The organism is Mycobacterium sp. TH-M11 (assembly GCF_057473725.1).
Window position 1 is genome coordinate 1 of record NZ_JBYCLD010000537.1, and the last position, 2,951, is coordinate 2,951.

The 2,951-nt window shown below is 62.9% G+C and carries 7 protein-coding genes; 5 read left to right on the top strand and 2 right to left on the bottom strand.

Translation table 11 applies throughout. The annotated features are described in order from the left end of the window. Together AC2VOG_RS20325 and AC2VOG_RS20330 are read right to left on the bottom strand one after the other, a co-directional pair. Positions 1–433 (bottom strand): YaeQ family protein (locus AC2VOG_RS20325; RefSeq protein WP_486941620.1); only part of this gene is annotated, 433 nt, incomplete at its 3' end. Between the two features lie 187 nt (positions 434–620). Continuing rightward, complete coding sequence (locus AC2VOG_RS20330; RefSeq protein WP_486941621.1) at positions 621–830, bottom strand: hypothetical protein; 210 nt, start codon at positions 828–830, stop codon at positions 621–623. Between the two features lie 532 nt (positions 831–1,362). Between AC2VOG_RS20330 and AC2VOG_RS20335 the strand changes: the two genes are divergently transcribed. The 5 genes from AC2VOG_RS20335 to AC2VOG_RS20355 all read left to right on the top strand — a co-directional run. After that, on the top strand, positions 1,363–1,608 hold the full coding sequence (locus tag AC2VOG_RS20335) for a FitA-like ribbon-helix-helix domain-containing protein (RefSeq protein ID WP_486941622.1): 246 nt from the start codon (positions 1,363–1,365) through the stop codon (positions 1,606–1,608). Next, on the top strand, positions 1,605–2,021 hold the full coding sequence (locus AC2VOG_RS20340) for a PIN domain-containing protein (protein ID WP_486941623.1): 417 nt from the start codon (positions 1,605–1,607) through the stop codon (positions 2,019–2,021). Before AC2VOG_RS20335 ends, AC2VOG_RS20340 begins: the two co-directional genes overlap by 4 nt. 21 nt (positions 2,022–2,042) lie before the next feature. Next, a complete protein-coding gene (locus AC2VOG_RS20345) occupies positions 2,043–2,255 on the top strand; it encodes a PIN domain-containing protein (protein WP_486941624.1) in 213 nt (70 codons plus the stop codon). 174 nt (positions 2,256–2,429) lie between these two features. Then, positions 2,430–2,690: a type II toxin-antitoxin system Phd/YefM family antitoxin gene (locus AC2VOG_RS20350; protein ID WP_486941625.1), complete on the top strand. Its 261-nt coding sequence runs from the start codon at positions 2,430–2,432 to the stop codon at positions 2,688–2,690. Further along, a partial coding sequence (locus AC2VOG_RS20355) for a PIN domain-containing protein (protein WP_486941626.1) occupies positions 2,687–2,951 on the top strand: 265 nt, incomplete at its 3' end. The genes AC2VOG_RS20350 and AC2VOG_RS20355, both read left to right, overlap by 4 nt.

Genomic DNA, 2,951 nt, shown 5'->3' on the forward strand with positions numbered 1-2,951 from the left:
GCACTGGCGCGTGCGGTATCTGTACCACCGACAGGTTCGGCAGCCCCGCCACTTTGGGGCCGACGGTGCGCCACCAGGTGGCCACGCCGGCGGCGAACGGGAACAGCAGCACCTGTTCGGCCTGGCTGGCCGCCTTGCCGAGGGCGCGTTCATCGGGCTGGCCGACGTTGATCCACTCCAGGATCCGGCCGGTGTAGTCGGCGAGCCGCAAGTCCGGTACGCCAGGGGTGGACAGGCCCGCCCCGAACGCCAACTCACCGTCGACGTCGCTGAGTCGGTGTGCGCGCAGCCCAAACGCCAACAACCGCACGACCATCCGCTCATCGGTCTCACTGGGATGACGGGCCACGGTCAGCGTGTGATCGGCGTAGTAACCGTGATCGATATCGGAGATGCCAAGTTCGACTTTGAAGACTGTTGCAGAAAGGGCCACGTCCATAGTGTCCACCCAGGTGGTGGACTGCCGAGCAGCAAGGCCGCTTTGAGTGGGTCAGTCCGCCGGGCTCGCCGTCGGATTGAGTAGCGCGAATTTATGGCTTGTTGGCCGGTAGCTCCTGAATATCCGGCTACTCAAATCCAACGTTAGTCAGGGGAGAGACGCTGAGCCGGCGCTGCCGGGTTCACGCGATGCTGCTGAAAATAGCCGCAACCAACCCGCCCAGGATCAACACGCCAACCATGATCGCGGCGTAGATCGCGCGGCGGCGTCGGTGTCGGCGAGCACTCTCGATGGCCACAGCGATGCTGGCGAGGGTCAACGCTGTATAGACCGACAGTCCGACTGTCAGCATCGCCGCTTCACCGGTGCTGGCCAGAGTCACTTCGTGCATGCAGTGAGCCTACGGGGGGAACGGAAGCATCTCGCCGTTGGTCAGATCGGAAGGATCACCGCCCGGGAGCCGGAAGGCCAGTGTCATGCTCTGCGCCGAACGCAGCTATTGCTCATACGGCCGCGCACGGAAAGGCTTGGCCGACTTCGAGAAAGGATGGTAGGAGGTCAGCCCGGTGTCGGGGTTGAGGGTGATCGCCTGTTGCTGGATGACTCGCATGATTCATCTGATCAACATGGCGACCGTTACCGGAAACCCGCCATATTCGAACCTGCCGTACTCCTCCCGCATGGTTGGGGAGGGGAGAGTGGTCAGGCAGACTGCCATGACTTGATCGGCGGTGGGTACGGGTGCTGGTCCGCGCGGGCCGATCGGGGTCTCCGCAGCCAGCATGAGCAATAGCGGGCGAAGTCACGCTCGGGGTCGGGCCACGGATATGTCTCACCGGGTGAAGGCTGCTGAACCGCCAGGGCGCCGAGCTCGGCGTCTGTTAGCGTTGACTGCATTGCTAGCATGAGGCGAGGAGCGGCCGATGGCAACCTTGACGATTCGCGATTTCGACGACCAACTCAAAGCGGCTTTGCGTATCCGTGCCGCACAGCACGGTCGCTCCATGGAATCGGAGGTGCGCGAGATCTTGCGTACGGTACTGGAGCGCCCGTCCGGCGGTCCTGGGATGGGTACACGGATTCGGCAGCGCTTCGCGGAAACTGGGGGGGTGGACCTTGAGCCGCCTGACCGCGCCGAACGACCTCGACCCGCAGTCTTTGATCAATGATTGTCCTTGATACCAACCTCATCTCGGAGCTTGTTCGCAAAGCTCCCGATCTCTGCGTCGTTAGTTGGCTCGATAGTTTGGACGCGTCAGACATAGCGCTGACGGCGGTGACGGCGGCCGAGTTGCTGTATGGCGTTGCCCGATTGCCGGATGGCCGACGCAGGCGCGAGCTTCGTGCGAAAGTCGACGGACTACTGACAGAGGAATTCGGCGACAGGATTTTGCCGTTCGACGCGCTGGCCGCAACCCACTACGCCGATATCGTCGCCGGCCGAGAGCGCGGCGGGCTCCAGATCAGTATGGCCGATGGGCAGATTGCCGCAATTTGCCGCGCCTGGAACGCCGGACTGGCGACACGCAACGTTGGCGACTTTGTTGACACCGGCGTCGAACTCATCAATCCGTGGGATTGAGGGAGTCGCGAGGGAGCCTTGATGCGAGACGATTTGCGGGCGGCTGGCATCACGGTCGCGTCGCACGATGATGACGAGCCGCTCCGCCTTGCCGAACTTCGAGCGACTACCGGGCTGAAGCTGCCTGATTGCTGCGTTCTCGATGTCGCAATTCACCACCGGGCAAGCCTTGCAACCTTCGATCTCGCCCTTGCTGAGGCGGCCAGAAAGCGTGGAGTTCCGGTCGCAGTGTGACGCGACCGACCGAGGGGTGGCGGCAATGCGTGGCACTGGCATCAGCAGAGGTTCTCTGGTAACCCGCCGTACTCGGCTCCGTCGTATTCCTCGCCAGATCTCATTGCAGATCGGATCGGCGCGACATGGGAACACTAAGCACCAATATGGCTACAGATATGCTACGATCGTAGCATGTTTGAGGTTGCCTCTAGAGAGCTGCGCAACGACACTGCGTCGGTGCTGCGGAGAGCCTCGGCGGGTGAAGACATCACGATCACCGTCAACGGCAAGGCCGTAGCGGTTCTGACCGCTGTCCCGCAGCACTCGCGTCGCTGGCTCGGTCGCGATGAGCTCCTACGGAGAGTGGCCCGAACCCAAGCGGATCCCGGGTTGCGGTTAGACCTGATTGAGCTTGCCGGGGAAACCACCGACGACACGGACCTGTCGCGGTGAGCTCGGCTGGCATCCTCGACACGTCGATCTTCATCGCCCGGGAAAGCGGTCGACGCCTGGATTCGGCTCAGATACCTGACGAAGTCGCCACCACGGTGATCACGGTCGCCGAACTCAATCTCGGGGTCCTTGCGGCCGCATCGACCGACGCCCGAGCGCAACGGCTGGCAACCCTCGATGTGATCGCCGACATGGTCGCTCTACCTGTCGACGAGGATGCGGCGCGCATGTGGGCACGACTCCGGATGCATCTAGCCGAGG